Annotated in this window: 12 protein-coding genes; 7 read left to right on the top strand and 5 right to left on the bottom strand. The window is 72.6% G+C overall.

Translation table 11 applies throughout. The features are described from left to right. The first annotated feature begins 162 nt into the window (after positions 1-162). On the top strand, positions 163-981 hold the full coding sequence (locus ACFZDA_RS32750; RefSeq protein ID WP_391088703.1) for a BTAD domain-containing putative transcriptional regulator: 819 nt from the start codon (positions 163-165) through the stop codon (positions 979-981). Between the two features lie 6 nt (positions 982-987). Here ACFZDA_RS32750 and ACFZDA_RS32745 read toward each other — a convergent pair whose 3' ends face one another. From ACFZDA_RS32745 to ACFZDA_RS32730, 4 genes are all read right to left on the bottom strand, one after another. Next, positions 988-1,743 carry an alpha/beta fold hydrolase gene (locus ACFZDA_RS32745; RefSeq protein ID WP_391088701.1) on the bottom strand — a complete coding sequence of 252 codons (756 nt, stop codon included), beginning with the start codon at positions 1,741-1,743 and terminating at the stop codon, positions 988-990. 116 nt (positions 1,744-1,859) lie between these two features. Then, positions 1,860-3,092: a beta-ketoacyl-ACP synthase II gene (locus ACFZDA_RS32740; protein ID WP_391088700.1), complete on the bottom strand. Its 1,233-nt coding sequence runs from the start codon at positions 3,090-3,092 to the stop codon at positions 1,860-1,862. Next, positions 3,092-3,331, bottom strand: a complete 240-nt coding sequence (locus tag ACFZDA_RS32735) for a phosphopantetheine-binding protein (RefSeq protein WP_391088698.1) — start codon at positions 3,329-3,331, stop codon at positions 3,092-3,094. Before ACFZDA_RS32735 ends, ACFZDA_RS32740 begins: the two co-directional genes overlap by 1 nt. 70 nt (positions 3,332-3,401) lie before the next feature. Then, positions 3,402-4,412, bottom strand: coding sequence for a beta-ketoacyl-ACP synthase 3 (locus ACFZDA_RS32730; protein ID WP_391088697.1), 1,011 nt, complete (start codon positions 4,410-4,412; stop codon positions 3,402-3,404). A 356-nt stretch (positions 4,413-4,768) separates the two neighbouring features. Between ACFZDA_RS32730 and ACFZDA_RS32725 the strand changes: the two genes are divergently transcribed. The 4 genes from ACFZDA_RS32725 to ACFZDA_RS32710 all read left to right on the top strand — a co-directional run bounded on the left by ACFZDA_RS32725 (position 4,769) and on the right by ACFZDA_RS32710 (position 8,929). Next, positions 4,769-5,761 carry an aldo/keto reductase gene (locus ACFZDA_RS32725; RefSeq protein ID WP_391088696.1) on the top strand — a complete coding sequence of 331 codons (993 nt, stop codon included), beginning with the start codon at positions 4,769-4,771 and terminating at the stop codon, positions 5,759-5,761. A gap of 51 nt (positions 5,762-5,812) precedes the next feature. Further along, positions 5,813-6,511, top strand: a complete 699-nt coding sequence (locus ACFZDA_RS32720) for an HAD family phosphatase (RefSeq protein WP_391088695.1) — start codon at positions 5,813-5,815, stop codon at positions 6,509-6,511. Between the two features lie 129 nt (positions 6,512-6,640). Beyond that, positions 6,641-7,348 (top strand): HAD family hydrolase, encoded by a 708-nt coding sequence (locus ACFZDA_RS32715; RefSeq protein ID WP_391088693.1) that lies wholly within the window; start codon positions 6,641-6,643, stop codon positions 7,346-7,348. Positions 7,349-7,474: 126 nt separating this feature from the next. After that, positions 7,475-8,929 carry an MFS transporter gene (locus ACFZDA_RS32710; protein WP_391088691.1) on the top strand — a complete coding sequence of 485 codons (1,455 nt, stop codon included), beginning with the start codon at positions 7,475-7,477 and terminating at the stop codon, positions 8,927-8,929. 68 nt (positions 8,930-8,997) lie between these two features. On the opposite strand, the gene ACFZDA_RS32705 is transcribed toward ACFZDA_RS32710, so the two are convergent. Continuing rightward, on the bottom strand, positions 8,998-9,999 hold the full coding sequence (locus ACFZDA_RS32705; RefSeq protein ID WP_391089079.1) for a ScbA/BarX family gamma-butyrolactone biosynthesis protein: 1,002 nt from the start codon (positions 9,997-9,999) through the stop codon (positions 8,998-9,000). 307 nt (positions 10,000-10,306) lie between these two features. Here ACFZDA_RS32705 and ACFZDA_RS32700 point away from each other — a divergent pair, with 307 nt between their 5' ends. Continuing rightward, positions 10,307-12,223, top strand: coding sequence for an ABC transporter transmembrane domain-containing protein (locus tag ACFZDA_RS32700; RefSeq protein ID WP_391088689.1), 1,917 nt, complete (start codon positions 10,307-10,309; stop codon positions 12,221-12,223). Next, positions 12,220-14,100 (top strand): ATP-binding cassette domain-containing protein, encoded by a 1,881-nt coding sequence (locus tag ACFZDA_RS32695; protein ID WP_391088687.1) that lies wholly within the window; start codon positions 12,220-12,222, stop codon positions 14,098-14,100. Before ACFZDA_RS32700 ends, ACFZDA_RS32695 begins: the two co-directional genes overlap by 4 nt.

Here is a 14,100-nt window from a genome sequence, read left to right as displayed (position 1 = left end):
GAACGACAAGAGAAGACTGTGTCACGGGCGCATTTCTCCCAACTTCGCAAGGTGGGCGACCTGCTGCTTCCTTGCATCGGGCGATGAGCGGCGAACGACACCGGTCAAAACATGAGCTACAGTCCATTGATACACCGCTACACACCTGAGCGAGGAGGACGGATGATCGCCAGAGTGCTGGGCCCCCTGCGCGTGACCATGAACGGCGTGTCGGTGGTCCCCACGGCGCTGAAGGCCAGAAAGCTCCTCGCCGTGCTCATCCTGAACCGGGGCCGCGTGGTGCAGCGGGCCGCCATCGAGCGCGAACTGTGGGGCCTCGACGTGCCCATGAGCGCCTCGACGGGCATCCAGAACTGCGTCATGCAGATCCGCAAGAGCTTCGGCCGCGCCCTCGACGGCGGCCCCTCGGACCGTCTCCCCAAGGAGACACTGATCACCGAGGCCACCGGTTACCGGCTCGAAGTCCCCGGCGAGCAGTTCGACGTCGTCGGCTACCACCGGCTCGTGTCGGCGGCGGGAGAGGCGGAGGCCAGGGGGGACCTGTCACAGGCGTCGGCGCAGCTGAACAACGCGCTGAAGCTGTGGCGCGACGCACCCCTGGCCGATGTGCCGGCCGGGCCCGTACTGCACCCGCACGTGCTGCGGCTGGAGGAGGACCGCAAGGCGGTGCTGAGTCAGCGCGTCGGCCTGGACCTGCGGCTGCGCCGTTACGCCGAGGTCATCGGCGAACTGCACGCCCTCGTGGCGCTCAACCCCTACGACGAGGTGCTGCACGAGTACCTGATGCTGGCGCTGTACCTCTCCGGGCGCCGCAACGACGCGCTGGCGGCCTACCAGGGCGTGCGCACCGCGCTGACCGACGGCATCGGCCTGGAGCCCTCGCACCGTCTGCGCCGCCTCCAGCAGCAGATCCTGAACTGCGACGACGCGCTGGAGCACACGTTCCTGGACGACCGCTCCTCCCATCTCGTCGGGGCGTAGCGCCCGTCAGTGGACAAGGGCCCCCGTGCGGGCGGCCGTCAGGGACGCGCGGAGCTCTTCGAGCAGGACGCCCTGACCGTACGGGGTGAAGGGGAAGAAGTGCCCGCCCCCGGCGAGCCGGCAGCGCAACGGGCCCGAGGTGAAGCGGGCCCACAGGGGCAGCGCGTCCGGCGGGACGAGCGGATCGTCCGTACCGGCCAGTGCGGTCACCGGCACGGTGAGCCGCAGCGGCTCCACGGCGTGCAGCGCGTCCCGCGCGAGCGCGAGGTCATGGGCCAGGACCTGCCGCGCGGGGCTGAGCGACGGATCGCGCAGGGCGTCGGCGGGCAGGCGGTGGGAGGCGAGGATCTCGGTCAGTTCTGCGGCGGAGCCCGGGAGTTGCGCGCCCGGGCGGCTTCGCGCGCCCGGTTGCGAACAGCTCACGACCAGGCCGTCGCAGGGCCCGCCCGCGTCGGCGACGGCCAGCGCCAGCAGCCCTCCCAGACTGTGGCCGTAGAAGACGGTGGGGGCGGAATCGAGGGCGCTCAACTCCTGGCAGACGCCCGGCACGGCGGCGGCCAGCGTCGTACGGGGTGCGAGGCCCGCGCGCCGCTCCCGCCCGGGCAGGGTGACGCCCACGACCTCCACCGTCTCCGGCAGACCGGCCAGGACGCTCGCGTAGCGCTGCGCGCCGGCGCCCGCGTGCGGGAAGACGACGACGCGGCTGCCGCGCTGTGCGGAGGGCCGCAGCACGTGCGTCCAGCCCTCGGAGTGGGAAGCCATGCTCATTCCTTGGGGGGGCGGGGCCATGGGAGCGCCGCACGGGCCGGGGCGCGTGCAGCGCCCGCGCCGGGCGGGGAGCGTGCTCCCCGCCCGGCGCGGACCTGTCGGGGTGATGCTCAGGCCGAAGTGATGACGAGCGCGGCGTTGTGCCCGCCGAACCCCAGCGACGTGCTGACGGCGACGTCCACCGGGATGGTGCGGGGTTCGCCGCTGACCACGTCCAGGTCGATGGCGGGGTCCGGGTTCTTCAGGTTCGCCGTCGGCGGCACCGTGCCGTGCTGCACGGCCAGCACCGTGTACGCCGCCTCGATGGCGCCCGCGGCGGCCAGCGCATGGCCGGTGACCCCCTTGGTCGACGTGACCAGGGGCGCGTCGCCCAGGACGCGGCGCAGCATCCTGCCCTCGACGAGGTCGTTCATCGCGGTGGCGGTGCCGTGCGCGTTGACGTGACCGACGTCGGCGGGGCCGGCGTCCGCGTCCGCCAGGGCGGCGCGCAGGGCCCGCTCGATGCCCTCCCCGTCGGGGTGCGGGGCGGTGGCGTGGTGGGCGTCGGAGGAGGATCCGTAGCCGCTGACGACGGCGCGGATCCTCGCACCCCTGGCGCGGGCGTCCGCCTCCCGCTCCAGGACCAGCACACCGGCCGCCTCGGCGGCCACGAAACCGTCCCGTTCCGCGTCGAACGGTTTGCCGGCGTGCTCGGGCGCGTCCCCCGACTTGGACAGGGCGCCCATCTTGCACAGCCCGGCCATCACCGTCGGGGTGAGCGCGGACTCACTGGCACCCGCCAGCACGATGTCGCAGGCGCCGGAGCGCAGCAGGTCGCGGGCGGTACCGATGGCGGTCGCCCCGGACGCGCACGCGGTGGCGGTGACCAGACTCGGCCCCCGCGCGCCGACGTCGATCGCCACATAGCCGGCGAGCATGTTCGGCATGTACTTCGTCACCAGCAGGGGCGACACCTTGCCGGCACCGCGCTCGCGCAGCGTGTCGTGCTGCTCCGCGAAGGTGGCGGCGCCGCCGAGCGAGTTGCCGAGCACCACCCCGACCCGGGTGCCGTCCCAGGTCGTGGCGTCCCACCCGGCGTCCGCGACGGCCATCCGGGAGGCCACGAGGGCGAGTTGGACGAAACGCTCCAGCTGCCAGCCGGCGAAGCCGCCCAGCAGGTCACCGGCGTCGAAACCCGGTACCCGGCAGGAGAAGTCGACCGACAGCTCGGTGAGCGCGGGGTCGCGTGTGGCGCAGGAGCGCCCCGACAGCACCCGCTCCCAGTTCTCCTCCAGGCCGATTCCGGCCGGGGTCACCAGGCCCAGGCCGGTGACGGCCGTGCCGTGCGTGGGACCGTCCGCCATCAGACCGCCGCTCCCTTGGCCGACAGCAGCTGGACCAGGTCGTCCAGGGTGTGCTCCTCGGTGAGCTCACCGTCGGCTATCTCGACCCCGAACTCCTTGTCCAGGACGAGGCCGAGCTCGATCAGGACCAGGGAGTCGAAGGACAGTGTGCCGAGCGTCACCTCGGACGCGATGATCTCCGGCTTGACCTTGAACTGGTCGGAGAGAAGGACCGAGACCCGCTCCGCGATCGCCTGCATGGTGTGTCTCCTTGTGGTGCGGTGGTGAGTGATGAGAGGTGAGGGTGGGTGTGCTGGGGAGCGGCCGGCGTCAGGCCGCGGTGATGTCGGGCCATACGAGCGCCACCGACCCCCAGGTGAGTCCGCCGCCGAACCCGCCGAGCACGACGCGCTGGCCGGGGAGCAGTTCGCCGTCGGCCGACGCGTCGGCCAGCGCCAGCGGGATCGAGGCCGCGACGGTGTTGCCGACCCGCTCGATGTTGGCGGGGAACCGTTCGAGCGGTACGTCGACGCGCTCGGCGACCGCGGCCAGGATGCGCGCGTTGGCCTGGTGGAGGACGACCTTGTCGAGGTCCTCGACCGCCCAGCCGGCGGCGTCGGCCGTCGCCGTCACGGAGGCCGCCATGCGGCGCACGGCCTCCGCGAACACCGGGCGGCCCGCCATGGTGAAGTAGGCGGCCTCCGGCGCGGCCGGCCGGCCGGTGGAACGCTGCCGTGAACCCCCGGCCGCCACCTGGATGAGGTCGCTCCGGCCGCCGTCGCTGCCGAGCTGGAGCCCCTTCAGGGCGCCCGGTTCCGTCGCCGCGCCGGCGCGCAGGTACACCGCTCCGGCGCCGTCCCCGAAGATGGCCCGGGTCGTACGGTCGGCCGGGTCGAGGATGGTGGAGAAGGTGTCAGCCCCGATGACCAGGACGGAGCGGGCGAAGCCCGCCTGGACGAAACCGGCCGCCGCGCCCAGCGCGTAGACGAAGCCCGTGCACACGGCGGCGATGTCGAACGCGCCGACCCCGCCGAGCCCCAGCCGGTCGGCGACCTCGGGCGCGGTGGCCGGGCAGGGGCGGTCCGGGGTGCTGGTGGCGACGACGACGATGTCGGCCCGCTCCTCGCCCGCGGACTTCAGGGCCCTGCGCCCGGCCTCGACGGCGAGGTCACCGGTCGATCCGCCCGGGTCGATGACGTGCCGTCGGCGGATCCCGGTCCGGCTGCTGATCCACTCGTCCGAGGTGTCCAGTTGCCGGGCCAGGTCGTCGTTGGTGACCACCGTGGGCGGGACCCAGGCGCCCAGACCGGCGACGACCGCGGCGCGGTCCGACCCGGTCATCCGGCGTCTCCGGCACCGCGGGAGTGGTCCGGGGTGCTGCTGTCAGCCACAGCCGTTGTCGCTGTCGTAGCCGTCACTGCGTCGTTCCTCCTGGCTGCTGTCGTGGTGCACCGATGTGCTGTGGCGCTCTGCGGAGTTGTCAGCCTGGCAACGCGGGCTCCGCTTTCCCTCACGAGCGGCCCACGCAGGGGACATGTGCCGCTCACGTCGGCCGTGAGCGGCACATGAGTGGTGCGTAAGTGCGCGCTGCCAGCCTGGAATGCGTCCGGCGGCGGCCCTGTGCCGCAGTGCAGGCGAACGTGCTCCGGACGCCCCTTCACACGACCCCGCTCACGACCGCGCACGAGGAGAACTGAGTGCAGCAACGCAGGATTGGCACCAACGGCCCGGTGGTCTCCGCCATCGGTCTCGGCTGCATGGGGATGTCGGAGTTCTACGGTCCGACCGACGAGGCCCAGAGCCTGGCGACCCTCCAGGCGGCCCTGGACAGCGGGGTCACGCTGCTCGACACCGCCGACATGTACGGCAAGGGACACAACGAGCGCCTGGTGGGCCGGGCCCTCGCGGGCCGCCGCGACCAGGTGGTCCTCGCGACCAAGTTCGGCATCCGGCGCGACGACAGCGACCCGCGCCAGGGCCGGAACATCGACTCCAGCCCGGAGCACTGCCGGCGGGCCGTCGACGCCTCGCTGCAGCGCCTGGGCGTCGACCACATCGACCTCTACTACCTCCACCGCAAGAGCCCCGACATCCCCGTCGAGGAGACCGTCGGAGCCATGGCGGAGCTCGTGCGGGCCGGCAAGGTCGGGCACCTGGGGCTGTCCGAGGTGACCGCGCAGACCCTGCGCAGGGCGCACGCCGTGCACCCCATCGCGGCCCTGCAGACCGAGTACTCGCTGTGGACCCGCGAGGTGGAGGCCGAAGTCCTGCCGGTGGCCCGGGAGCTGGGCACGTCACTCGTGGCGTACTCGCCGATCGGGCGGGGCTTCCTGACCGGTGCGATCAGCCGGCCCGAGGACCTGGACCCCACCGACTTCCGGCACTCGCACCCCCGCTTCCAGCAGGAGCACCTGGCGCGCAACATCCGCATGGTCGAGCGGCTGCGCGAACTCGCGGAGCTCTACGGGTGCAGTCCCGTACAGCTGGCCCTGGCCTGGCTGCTGGCCCAGGGCGAGGACATCGTCCCCATCCCGGGCACGCGCCGGATCGGCTACCTGCGCGAGAACGTCGCCGCCGCGGAACTGCGGCTCACCGACGAGCAGCTGGCCGCCGTGTCGGCCGCGGTGCCCCACGACGTCGTCTCCGGCGAGCGCTACGACCCGGCGGGCATGGCGACCGTCGGCCACTGACGCCGATCACTCCCCGCCCTTCACTCTCTTCCACCCGTAACGAGGAATCCCATGGCAGACAAGCTCCAGCAGCTCAAGCTGGCCGCCGTCAACATCGACGGCGTCCTGCTGAACGACACCTTCAGCCCCGTCATCCACAACTTCATCGTCAGCCGTGGCGGCGAGTACACCGCCGACGTCGAGCGCAGCATCTTCTCCCAGCCGCAGCTGGTCGGCGGCCAGGGCATGGCGAACGCGGCACGCGTTCCGTGGACCGCCCAGGAGGCGATCGACGTCTACTTCAAGGAGCGCGAGGAGTACACCCGCGAGCACCCGGTCGAGCTGCTCGACGGCGCGATCGACCTGCTGCGCCGGCTGCGCGGGCTGGGACTGAAGACGGTCAGCTACGGCGGCCTCGACAAGTCGCACTTCGACCACTTCCTGGGCGAGCACGCCGACCTCTTCGACGAGCCCGGCTACGTCTGCACCAACGACTTCCGCCCCGGCCTGCGCGAGATCACCACCGAGGTCTTCGGCCTGAAGTACGACGAGGTGCTGTTCATCGACGACGTGGCCCGGGTGGCGGAGGTCGCCCGGGCCCTCGACATCCCCTTCATCGGCCACCCCAGCTCCTTCGAGCACAGCTTCCAGCCCCAGCTGATGCGCGAGAGCGGCGCCCGGCACATCGTCGACTCGCTGCACTCCATCGACGAGGAGCTGCTGCGCACCCTCGACGCCGAGGCCGCCGCGCACTCCGTCTGGCGCGGCTGAGCCCACGCGCCGCCCCGCGTGCCGGACCGCCCTTCCCCCGGCCGGTCCGGCGCCGCCGGCGCCCCTCCCCTCCCCGCGCGGTCCCGGCCCTTCCGGCCGCGCCCCCTCATCCCACCCAGGAGTTACGCCTTGGACCGCGCCGCTTCCCCGCAGACCGTGCTGCTGGACTTCGACGGAGTGCTGAGCCTGAACGCGTCGAGCCTGCTGCTGCTCGCCCTGCACGAAGGCATCAACCGCCACACGGAGCTGCCGATCGAGGCGACGGTCACGCAGTTCAAGGCCATCAGCACCTTTCCCCAGCGCGAGAGCCTGCGCGTGCTGTTCGCGGGCCTCGGCATCGAGCAGCACCTCGGCGCCGAGATCGACGCGCTCAGGTCGCTGACCGCCGTCCGGGGCACACCGCTGGCCCTCGGCGAGGGCGTGGAGGCGTTCTGCGCCGAGCAGCGTGCGCGGGACGTGCGGTTGCGGGTCTTCTCCACGATGGACCGCACCACCGCGCGCCGCTCACTGCTCGACGGGCTGTTCCGGCCCGAGGACTACGTGGCGCTCGACCACGCCTCCAAGGCCGATCCCGACACCTACGCGGCGCTGCTCGCGGCCGAGGGCGAGGCGGACCCGGGGCAGTGGCTGCTGGTGGACGACTCCCCGCTCGCCCTGCGCGCGGCCAAGATCGCGGGCCTGCGCACGGTGCTGATGCGCGGCGCGGTCTTCTCGGACGACGACGTGTCGGCGTTCGGGCCCTTCATCGACGCGCAGGTGACCTCGTTCGCGGAGCTCGGCGCTCTCCTCACCGCCGAGGACGACCGGCCGGCCCCGCTGCCCGCCTCCCGGCTCTGACCCCGCACCCGACCCAAGCCGCCCCAGGATTGTTAGGTTTCGATGTCCCCGTCACTTGCTGATTCCGAGCTGTCACCCCCCAGGACCGTCCCTGCGGAGACCGCCCCCAATCCCACACGTGTACTGGTGGCCATCGCTCTGGCCGCCGTGATGCTGCCCATCTCCGTCACGGGGCCGGGAGTCGCCCTCGCCGAGATGTCCGGCGCGCTGCACGCCTCGGCCGCCTCCACCCAGTGGGTGCTGAACGCCTACAACGTGGCGTTCACCGCGTTCATGCTCGCGGCCGGTTCCGCGGCCGACCTCTTCGGGCGCCGCCGCCTGTTCCTGAGCGGCACGGCCGTCTTCGCGCTGGCCTCGCTCGTCGCGGGCACCGCGCCCACCATCCTGCTCGTGGACCTGGCCCGCTTCGTCCAGGGCATGGGCGCCGCCGCGGTGCTGACCAGCGGTTCCGCGCTGCTCGCCCACACGTTCAGCGGGGCCGCCCGGGCCAGGGCCTTCGGCATCTTCGGCGCCTCGATCGGGTTCGGCCTGGCCATGGGCCCGTTCGTGTCCGGTCTGCTGGTGGGCGTCGCGTCCTGGCACGCCGTGTTCCTGGTCAACGTCGCGCTCGGGGCGGTCGTGCTCGTCCTGGCCCGGCCGCTGCCCGAGTCGAAGAACCCCGGTGCGCGGCGCATCGACCTGCCCGGCGTGCTGACCTTCACCCTGGCCCTCATGCTGCTCGCCCTCGGCTTCGTCGAGGGGCCCTCACAGGGGTGGGGCGGCATCGTCACGCTCGGCTCCTTCGCGGGTGCGGCGCTGTTCCTCGCCCTGTTCGTCGTGGTCGAACTGCGTGTCGCCGAGCCGATGTTCGACCTGAGCCTGCTGCGGCGTCCCACGTTCGTCGCCATCATCTGGCAGCCGGTGAGCATCGTCTTCGCGTTCGCGGCCCTGCTCGTCTACCTGCCGCCCTACTTCCAGGGCGCGGGCGGCGCGGGCTCGACGATGTCCGGAGCGATGCTGCTGCCGCTGACCCTGCCGGTCTTCGTCCTGCCGCTGTTCACACCGACGCTGGTGCGGCTGCTGTCCGTTCGGATGCTGCTGGCCGTCGGACCGGCGGTGCTGGCCGTGGCGCTGCTGCTGATGACGTTCACCGACCCGGTGTCGTCCCGCACCGGGCTGTACGCGGCGCTGCTGCTGGCCGGTGTCGGTATCGGTCTGGCCTTCGGTGTCATGGACAACGCGGCGGTCAGCGTGGTGCCGGCCGAGCGCAGCGGTATGGCGTCGGGCATGTTCAACACCCTCCGGGTCGCCGGCGAGACGATCGGCGTGGCGTGTGTGGGCGGACTGCTGCTCACCTCGACCCGCCGGCAACTGCCCGCGGGCGACGGCACGATGGCCGACGACGTGGTCCAGGGCCGGCTGGGTTCCGTCCGCGCGGGCGGCGGACAGGACCTGGTGGACCGGGCGGTCCAGGGTCTCCAGCACGGCTGGGGCGTCGTCTACGTGGTGCTGGCCTGCGTGGCCCTCGCCGGGGCGATCGCCGTCTTCACCATGGTCCGCGACCGTGACCTGGACCAGTCCTCCGCCGCCCGGGAGGGATGACTGCTCGCCCACGGAACGAGAAGACCGTCCGGACCCCTCCTCATGGGGTCCGGACGGTCCTTGTTGTGTCACCGTCCCGCGCTGCCGCCGCGCTCCAGGCGGAAGGAGGCCCGGGCGACGCCGCGCCCGCCCTGTTCGAACGTCACGGGGATCGAGACGGACCCGGCGGCGCCGGCCGCCTGCTCCCGGCCGTCGCCGACCACCGTCAGGGGCTCGTCGAGTTCCGCGTAGGCGTGGAACGAGGCCTCCAGCCCGGTGAGCGACCACGACGCCGCCGGGGCCCCGAAGAGCTCCTCGGCGGTCAGCAGGGCCGTCTGCCGTCCCGCCTCCATCAGCACCATGCCGGGTACGTGGTCCTGGGCGTGGTCGAACAGGCTGGGGTGCCCGCCGGCCACCCGCAGCCGTGCCCGGACCTGCCGGCCCTCGGTGACCGGGTCGAGCAGCACCACGTTCTCCGGCCGCTCCCGGCCCACGCGCCCGGGCGCCACGAGTCCCTCGGTGACCGGCCGGCGGTACGACTCGGACGTCGGCGTGCTCCCGCCGTCCCGTCGTCCTCGGAGCATCCCGTACACGCTGTCGGCGACGTACTTCACCCGCATCGTCACCTCGCCCACCGGCTGCCCGGACACGCTGATCGCCATGCGGTACCGCAGGCCGCGCAGCGACCCCCCGACCCACTGCGCGTCATGCGTCGTGGCCGCGATCGTCACCTCGGCCGGCCCGTGCGCACGCTCCAGCGCGGTCAGGCCCGGCAGGTCCATCGACCACTGCTGGAGGACGAACTTGGTGCCGTCCGGCGCCCCGAAGTGCGCGTGCACCGCGTGCGTCTCGGCCTGGCGGCAGCACTCCAGCAGGAACAGCGGGTCGACCGCGGCGCGGGTCGTGTGGTCGGTGTAGTAGGCGTGGGACGGCGGCAGTTGCGCTCCGGCCACGAAGTGGTCGTCGTCGGCCGGCCTGCTGTCGGTCAGGAACACCTCCGACAGCGCCCGCCGGTGGACGAGTCCCTTGGCCACGGTGTGCTCGAAGGTGAGCGCCCGCAGCGCGGCACACACCCGGTCCGTCTCGGCCATCACGGTCACGCGAATCCCCTTTATCCAGACTGTCCTTGACGACGGCCACGCTCCCAGCGACGGCTCACGCGCACCTCACGCGCCCATCACGCCCCACCGAAGAAGAGGAAACAGGGAACGGCGGGGCGGGCGGGAATTCGACGACAGGGCCTGGCCGAGGACGGCCGTCGCGCTCGAACGGGCATCATCCGATCGGCTGATGCCGTCGTACGACCCCTCGAACGCGCAGGTCATGGGCCTACGACCGGGCCCGGTACGGCGGAAACTCGCTGGGCACTGTCAGTGGCGATCCGTAGGCTCGCTGCTGATGGCCACGACACCCGCCCCCGCCCAGGACCGTTCCGCCGTGCGTACGCTGCTGCGCCTGTGGCCGTATGTGCGGCCCGTGCGGTTGCGGCTGTTCACCGCCGCGTTCGTCGCGATACTGGCCTCCTGCGTGGGCCTGGTGATCCCGCTCGTGCTGAAGTGGATGGTGGACGGGCCGATCGCCGACCGCGACCCGGGCGGGGTCTGGCTCGGCGCGCTGTACCTGCTGCTGCTCGGCTTCGCCGAGGCCCTGCTGTTCGGGCTGCGGCGCTGGCTGGTGGCCCGGCCGCTCGCCCACGTCGAGGCGTCCATGCGGGAGGCCCTGTACCGGCACCTGCAGCGGCTGCCGGTGGCCTTCCACGACCGGTGGGCCTCGGGGCAGTTGCTGTCCCGGGGGACGACGGACCTGATGCTGCTGCGCATGTTCCTCGCCTTCCCGCTGACGTTCCTGCTGGTCAACAGCGTGACGATCCTCGTCGGGGTGGTCATCATGCTGCTCCAGGACTGGACCCTGGGGCTGGTGATCCTCGGGCCCGCCGTGCCCGTCATGGCCACCTGCGTGATCTTCGAGAAGCGGTACGCCAAGGTGGCCCGGCTCGCCCAGGACCAGGTCGGCGACCTGACCACGGTCGTCGAGGAGAGCGTGCTCGGCATCCGCAGCATCAAGGGCTTCGGCCGGCACCGGAGCCAGGCCCGTGCGTTCCGGGAGCTGTCGGGGACGCTGCGCGGCACGGAACTGCGCAAGGCGCGGCTGCTGGCGACGATCTGGGGCGTCATCGTGACGCTGCCGGAGGTCGCGATCGGCGCGGCGCTGGTGGTCGGGGTGGTGCAGGTGGCCGACGGGGGGCTGTCGGCGGGGACGCTGGTGGCGTTCCTGTCCACGGCGCTGGCGTTGCGGTGGCCGGTGGAGTCGATCGGGTTCCTGCTGGCGATGAGCCAGGAGGCGGCGACGGCGACGGAGCGGTACTTCGAGGTGATGGACGAGAGGGTGGAGGAGCGGGGGGTCGCCGGTGACGCGGTGTCGGTCCCCGGGGGCGGGACGCGCGACCCGGCGCCGCGAGGTGCCGCCGCGCCCGCCCGTGCCGCCCGGGCGGCACGACCGCCAGCGGCTCGAGCGGGCCTGCGCTTCCACGACGTCACCTTCCGCTACCCCGACGCCCCGCCCCACTCCCCTCCCGTCCTGGACCGCGTCGACCTCCATGTCCGCCCCGGTGAATCCATGGCCCTGGTCGGCGCGACGGGCAGCGGCAAGACGACCCTCACCGCGCTCATCCCCCGCTTCTACGAGGTCACCTCGGGCCGCATCACCCTCGACGGCGTCGACATCACGACCCTGTCCAGGCAGGCGCTGCGCGCCAAGGTCGCGGTCGCCTTCGAGGAGCCCACGCTGTTCTCGGCCACGGTCGGCGACAACGTGTCCATGGGCGCCGGCGACACGGCCGGCCCCGCCGAGCTGGAGCGCGCCCTGGCCGTCGCCCAGGCCGACTTCGTGTACGCGCTGCCGCAGGGCACGGACACCCGGGTGGGCGAGCAGGGCCACAGCCTCTCCGGCGGGCAGCGGCAGCGCCTGGCACTGGCCAGAGCTGTCGTCGGACAGCCGGAGTTCCTCGTCCTGGACGACCCGCTGTCGGCCCTGGACGTGCACACGGAGGCCGCCGTGGAGGCCGCCCTGCGCCGGGTCCTCGCGGACACCACCGCCCTGATCGTGGCGCACCGCCCGTCCACCGTGCTGCTCGCCGACCGGGTCGCCCTGCTGTCCGGCGGCCGGATCACCGCGGTCGGCACCCACCAGGAACTGCTGCGTACGAACGCCGAGTACGCGCACCTGATGTCCGGCGAACCGTCAGGGGAACAGCCGGACGGACTGTCGGACGGACTGTCAGGGGAACTGTCAGGGGAACAGGAGGGCGCACGATGACGGCGGCCACCACCGCACCGGCCGGCGGGACACCCGACGCCGGGAAACCCGACGCCGGGACGCCTGACGCCCGGACCCCGGCCACCGGCGACCTCTTCGACCGGGACGTCCTGCCCACGCCCCCGGGCGCCACCGGCGCCCTGCTGCGCTCCCTGCTCGCGCCCATGAAGGCCCGTGTCACGATCACGACGCTCCTGCTGCTGCTCCAGCAGGCGGTCGTACAGGCGGGTCCGCTGCTCGTGGCGTACGCCATCGACCGTGCCGTGCCGGCGTTCCGGGCGCAGGACCACGGGCCGCTGATCGCGGTGGCCGTCGGCTATCTGGCGTGCGCGCTGGCCGCGGGCGGGCTCCAGTTCGCGTTCGTCGCCACCGCGGCCCGCGTCAGCCAGGACGTGCTGCTCGACCTGCGCGGCCGGATCTTCCGCCACGCGCAGGCGCTGAGCGTCGACTTCCACGAGCGCTACACCTCGGGCCGGCTCATCTCCCGCTCGACCTCGGACGTGGAGTCGCTGCGCGAGCTGCTGGACGAGGGCCTCCAGGAGCTCGTGACGGTCATCCTGTCCTTCGTCTACATCTCGGCGATGCTGCTCTGGCTGGACCTGGGCCTCGGCGGTGCGGCGGTGGCGTCCCTGCTGCCGCTGCACGCGCTCGTGCGCTGGTATCAGCGGCGGGCCGGCCGGGTGTACCGGGCGCGGTCGACCGCCACCGCCGCCGTCATCGTCAAGTTCGTCGAGACCATGAACGGCATCCGGCCGGTGCGCGCCTTCCGCCGCGAGGCCGTCAACGACGCGGACTTCGGCGCGCTCAACCAGCGGCACGAGCGGACCAACGGCGACGCGACGCTGGAGATGGCCCGGTACGTCACCGGTTCCCGGCTGGTCGCCAACACGGCGGTCGCCTCGATCGTGCTGTGGGGCGCCTACCGGGTCGCGGACGGCACGCTGGCCCTCGGCGTGCTGGCGGCGGCCGTGCTGTACCTGCGGCGACTGTACGACCCCATCGACCGGCTCGGGATGTTCCTCAACTCCTACCAGTCGGCGGCGGCCTCGCTGGAGAAGATCGCCGGGCTGCTCGCCCAGGCCCCGTCGGTCCCCGAGCCGGCCACGCCCCGGCAGCTCCCACCGCTGAAGAGCGAACACCCCGGCCGCCAAGTGGTCTTCGACGGCGTCCGCTTCGGCTACCGCACCGGCGGCGAGGTACTGCCCCGTTTCGACCTGACGATCCCGGCCGGGCAGACGGTCGCGGTCGTCGGTTCCACGGGCGCCGGCAAGTCGACGCTGGCCAAGCTGCTGGCCCGGTTCTACGACCCGTCCGAGGGCCGGGTGCTGCTGGACGGCGTCGACCTGCGCGACCTCGCCGTGCCCGAACTGCGGCGCGGGGTGGTCATGGTGACGCAGGAGGCGTTCCTGTTCTCCGGCACGGTCGCCGACAACATCGCGATCGGCCGGCCGGACGCCTCGCGCGAGGAGATGGAGCGGGCGGCGAAGGAGATCGGCGCGCACGACTTCATCAGCTCCCTGCCCGACGGCTACGACACCGACGTCCGCAAGCGGGGCGGCCGCATCTCGGCCGGCCAGCGGCAACTGGTCGCGTTCGCGAGGGCGTTGCTGGCCGACCCCGCCGTGCTGATCCTCGACGAGGCGACCAGTTCGCTGGACATCCCGGGCGAGCGCGCGGTGCAGCGGGCGATGGCGACGGTGCTGAAGGGCCGTACGGCCGTGGTCATCGCACACCGGCTGTCGACCGTCGAGATCGCGGACCGTGTCCTGGTGATGGAACACGGCAAGATCGTCGAGGACGGCGAACCGGCCGGACTCGTCGCGGGCACGGGCAGGTTCGCGGAGCTGCACCGGGCCTGGCGGGACAGCCTGGCGTAG

Source organism: Streptomyces sp. NPDC007991, from assembly GCF_042958445.1.
Lineage (GTDB): Bacteria > Actinomycetota > Actinomycetes > Streptomycetales > Streptomycetaceae > Streptomyces.
Note: the sequence above shows the minus strand (reverse complement) of the source record. Positions and strands in the feature narration are given on the sequence as shown.

What these genes read in the sequence shown, in the direction of transcription:
- ACFZDA_RS32750 (WP_391088703.1), top strand. Translation starts at nt 163, where the DNA reads ATGATCGCCAGAGTGCTGGGCCCCCTGCGCGTGACCATGAACGGCGTG.
- ACFZDA_RS32745 (WP_391088701.1), bottom strand. Translation starts at nt 1,743, where the DNA reads ATGGCTTCCCACTCCGAGGGCTGGACGCACGTGCTGCGGCCCTCCGCA.
- ACFZDA_RS32740 (WP_391088700.1), bottom strand. Translation starts at nt 3,092, where the DNA reads ATGGCGGACGGTCCCACGCACGGCACGGCCGTCACCGGCCTGGGCCTG.
- ACFZDA_RS32735 (WP_391088698.1), bottom strand. Translation starts at nt 3,331, where the DNA reads ATGCAGGCGATCGCGGAGCGGGTCTCGGTCCTTCTCTCCGACCAGTTC.
- ACFZDA_RS32730 (WP_391088697.1), bottom strand. Translation starts at nt 4,412, where the DNA reads ATGACCGGGTCGGACCGCGCCGCGGTCGTCGCCGGTCTGGGCGCCTGG.
- ACFZDA_RS32720 (WP_391088695.1), top strand. Translation starts at nt 5,813, where the DNA reads ATGGCAGACAAGCTCCAGCAGCTCAAGCTGGCCGCCGTCAACATCGAC.
- ACFZDA_RS32705 (WP_391089079.1), bottom strand. Translation starts at nt 9,999, where the DNA reads ATGGCCGAGACGGACCGGGTGTGTGCCGCGCTGCGGGCGCTCACCTTC.
- ACFZDA_RS32700 (WP_391088689.1), top strand. Translation starts at nt 10,307, where the DNA reads ATGGCCACGACACCCGCCCCCGCCCAGGACCGTTCCGCCGTGCGTACG.
- ACFZDA_RS32695 (WP_391088687.1), top strand. Translation starts at nt 12,220, where the DNA reads ATGACGGCGGCCACCACCGCACCGGCCGGCGGGACACCCGACGCCGGG.